This is a genomic window from Enterovirga sp. (assembly GCF_035325185.1).
Lineage (GTDB): Bacteria > Pseudomonadota > Alphaproteobacteria > Rhizobiales > Beijerinckiaceae > Enterovirga.
Window position 1 is genome coordinate 1 of record NZ_DAOLAJ010000159.1, and the last position, 4,404, is coordinate 4,404.

Genomic DNA, 4,404 nt, shown 5'->3' on the forward strand with positions numbered 1-4,404 from the left:
CTTGGCGAGGTCTCCGATGAGGCTGGCGGCGACGGTGAGCCGGGAGACGGTCAGGGCCGCGCCGACGATCCCCTCGACGGCCGAGCGGATGCGGTCGATCTCCGCGCCCCGCGCCGCGCGCCAGGATTCGACGTCGCCGCCCCGTCCCATCACTTCGGAGGTGAGGCGCCGATGGGCCACGGCGATGGCGTCGATGGCCCGGTCGCGGGCGAGGCGGTCGAAATGGTCGGAGACCGGGATCGCCCGCGCCGCCTCGACCAGCGCGCCGAGCTGGAAGATGCCGTCGAGGGCGAAATGCACCCTCGCCACATCCGCGATCGGGGAGTTGGTCCGCTGCGCGACGAGGACGAGGTCCGGCGCGTCGATCAACTCAGGCAGGGCCGAAAGACGGCGGGCGAGGGCCGCCGGCACCCCTTCCTTCTCCATCGCCGCGCTGTTCGCCTCCCAGGCTGCGCGCGAGGCCGGCGGCAGGGCCGCCTCGAGGGAGGCCGCGACCGCCGCGATGCCGTCGCGGTACTGCCCGACGACGTCGTCGAGGCTGCGGGTCTTGAAGTCGACGTTGCGGATGAACCAGACGATCCGAGAGAACATCAGGTCCTGCACAGAGGCGTAGAGGTCGAGCTGGCGCTCGCCGCCGATCCTGCCGTCGAGGGCGTCGATCCCGTCATAGAGCTGGCCGAGGCCGAAGACGTCGCGCGTCGCCGCATAGGCGGCGGCGATCGTCACCGCATCCGCCCCCGTATCGTCCACGAGCCGGGAGACGACGGCCGGCCCGCCCCGGTTCACGATCGCGTTGGCGAGCTGCGTCGCGATGATCTCGCGCCGCAGCCGGTGCCCGGCCACCGCGTCGGGATAGCGCTGGCGCAATTCGGCCGGGAAGTAGCGCTCCAGCTCCCTCGACAGGAAGGGATCGTCGGGCACCGAGGATTCGAGCAGCTCGTCGTGCAGGGCGAGCTTCGCATAGGCGAGCAGCACCGCGAGTTCCGGGCGCGTCAGCCCCTCGCCGCCCTTGCGCCGCTCGGCGAGGCCGGCCTCGTCGGGCAGGTACTCGATGGCGCGGTCGAGCCGCCCTGCGGCTTCGAGCGTGCCCATCAGCCGGCCCTGGAAGCCGAGATCGCCGACGCCGCGGCGCTGGCTGAGGGAGAGCGCGAGGGTCTGGAGGTAGTTGTTGCGCAGCACGAGATCGGCGACCTCGTCGGTCATCTGGTGCAGCAGCGCGTTGCGGCTGTCGAAATCGAGCCGGCCGTCGCGCTCGGGCGTCGTCAGCGCGACCTTGATGTTCACCTCGACGTCGGAGGTGTTGACGCCGGCCGAGTTGTCGATGGCGTCCGTGTTGAGCCGCACGCCCCGCCGCGCCGCCTCGATGCGGCCGCGCTGGGTCATGCCGAGATTGGCGCCCTCGCCGACCACCTTCACCCGCAAATCCGCCCCCGTGACGCGGATCGCGTCGTTGGCGCGGTCGCCCGCCTGGGCGTCGGTCTCGGTCGAGGCCCGGACATAGGTCCCGATGCCCCCGAACCAGAGGAGATCGACCGGCGCCTTCAGGATCGCCGTCAGGATCTCGGCCGGGGCGGCCTCGGACTTGGCGAGGCCGAGGAGCGCCTGGACCTGCGGGGAGAGAGGAATGGATTTCAGGCTGCGGGAGAAGATGCCCCCGCCCGCCGAGATCAGCGACTTGTCGTAGTCCTGCCAGCTCGACCGGGGCAGGTCGAACATGCGCTTGCGCTCGGCCCAGGCCACCGCCGGATCGGGATTCGGATCGAGGAAGATGTCGCGATGGTCGAAGGCGGCCACGACCTTCAGCGCCTTCGAGAGCAGCATGCCGTTGCCGAAGACGTCGCCCGACATGTCGCCGACGCCGACCACGGTCACGGGCTGCGTCTGGATGTCGATGTCGATCTCGCGGAAATGGCGCTTCACCGCCTCCCAGGCGCCGCGGGCGGTGATGCCCATGGCCTTGTGGTCGTAGCCGTTCGAGCCGCCCGAGGCGAAGGCGTCGCCGAGCCAGTGGCCGCGCTCGACCGAGATGGCGTTGGCGACGTCGGAGAAGGTCGCCGTGCCCTTGTCGGCCGCCACCACGAGATAGGGATCGCTCGGATCGTGCCGGACGGTCTCGGGCGGCGCCACGATCGTGTCGCCGTCGAGATTGTCGGTCAGGTCGAGCAGGGTGCCGATGAAGAGGCGGTAGGCCTCGGTGCCCTCGGCCATCCAGGCGGCGCGGTCGGAGGCGGGGGGAAGCTGCTTCGGGAAGAAGCCGCCCTTGGCGCCGACCGGGACGATCACCGCGTTCTTCACCTGCTGCGCCTTCACGAGGCCGAGGATCTCGGTGCGGAAATCCTGCGGCCGGTCCGTCCAGCGCAGGCCCCCGCGCGCGACCTTGCCGAAGCGCAGGTGCAGGCCCTCGACGCGCGGCGAGCTGAGGAAGATCTCGAAGAGCGGCCGGGGCTTGGGGATATTCTCCACCTTCGCGCAGTCGAACTTGAAGGCGATGATGTTGGAGGGGTGCCCGTCGCGGCCGATCTGGAAGAAATTGGTCCGCAGCGTCGCCTCGATCAGGTTGGCGAAATGGCGCAGGATGCGGTCCTCGTCGAGGCTGGAGACGCCGGCGAGAAGCTCCTCGGCATGGGCGCGCGCCTCGATCTCCCGCGCGCTACGCGTCTCCTCCGGCAGGCCCGGATCGAAGCGCCCGTAGAAGAGCTGGGTGAGGGTGCGCGCGAAGGCGCCGTGGCGCGCGAGCACGTCGGCGAGGTAGGTCTGGCTGTAGGGCACCGCGATCTGCTGGAGATAGCGGCCATAGGCCCGCAGCAAGGCCGCCTCGCGCCAGCCGAGATCCGCCTCGAGGACCAGCTTGTTGTAGCCGTCCGATTCCGCCACGCCCCGGAAGATCGCGAGCAGCGCCGCCTCGACCGGCCCATCCAGGGTCGCGATGTCGACCGGCTTGCCCGTGGCCCGCTGGAGGGTCATGTCATGGAGCCAGACGGTGCCTTCGGCACCCGCCCCGGCCGGCGTCACGCGATAGGTGCGCTCGTTGACGACGCGGAACCCCATCCGCTCGAGAAGCGGCACCCGCTCGGACAGTTCCAGGCTCTGGCCGCGCGAGAACAGCTTCAGGCTGACGCGGTCGGGCGCCTCGTCGGGGCGGCGATAGAGGTCGACCGAGCGTGGGCGCGCGGGCGAGAGATGTTCCAGTCGCTCGATATCCGAGAGGGCGGCGTCGGGATCGAAGGCTTCGCGATAGGCGGCGCCGAAGGCGCTGCCGTAGCGGCTCGCGAGGTCGCGCGCCTTGGGGCCGCCGACCGTCGCGTCGAGGGCCTCGGACAGGCGGTCGCCCCAGGTGCGGGCGATGCCGACGATGCCCGCCTCCAGGACCTCCCGTCCGGGCTTGGGCGTCGTGCCGCCGTCGCGTCCGATGATGTAGTGCGTGCGCGAGAGCGCGCCGTCGAGGAGGGCGGGATAGACGGCCGAGAGGCGCCCCTCGTAGGTCCTGGCCAGATAGGCGCCGATGCGCGCGCGCGTCTCGGCGTTGTCGCGTTCCTTGGGGAGATAGACGAGGACGGACACGAAGCGGTCGAACTTGTCGATGCGCGAGAGGGCGCGGATGCGCGGATGCTCCCGCAGCCGCATCAGCTCGATCGCGAAGCTCGAAAGCGTGTCCTCGTCGATCTGGAACAGCTCGTCGCGCGGGAAGGCCTCCAGCGTCTCGACGAGGGTGCGGCCGGCGAAGCTCGCCGGGTCGAAGCCCGCGCGCTTGACCACGTTCGCGACCTTGCGGCGCAGATAGGGCGTGGTGCGGACGGGGCTCGTATAGGCCGAGGGCGTGAACAGCCCCACGACGGTCAGTTCGCCCCAGAGCTTGCCCGAGGGCGAGAACAGCTTCGCGCCGACATAGTCGAGATAGGCGCTGTGCAGCACGCGCGAGCGCAGGCTCGCCTTGGTGACGATCAGCGCGCGGGGGCGCTCCAGGAAGGCGCGGATCTCGGGCGTGATCGAGACCATCACGCCGCCGCGCTTGAGGATCTGCACCGCGGGGTCCCGCAGGAGGCCGAGGCCCGACCCGTCCAGCGCCTCCGGCTGGCCCTCGCCCTCCGGGATGCGCGAGGCCCGCATCCCGAGGAGCGTGAAGTGGTTGTCGCTGAGCCAGGACAGGAAGGCGAGCGCCTCGTCCCGCTCCTCGGGCGGCAGCGGAGGGGGATTGTCGCGATATTCCTTCGCGATGCCGTCGACCTTAGCCCGCATGCCGGCCGAGTCCCTGGCGACAGCCGCGACATCCGCATAGGTGGCCGAGAGGGCGTCAACGAGGTTCGCGCGGGCTTCGTCCCCGTCGAGGCGGTCGAGATGGATATGGATGAAGCTCTCGCGCCGCGGCGCCTGGGCGCTTTCCGCCGTCGCGTCGCCCCCGAGCCC

Annotated in this window: 1 protein-coding gene; it reads right to left on the reverse strand. The window is 70.7% G+C overall.

Annotated features, from left to right (window positions below):
* A partial coding sequence (locus tag PKD06_RS18440; protein WP_324382710.1) for an NAD-glutamate dehydrogenase occupies positions 1–4,404 on the reverse strand: 4,404 nt, incomplete at both ends.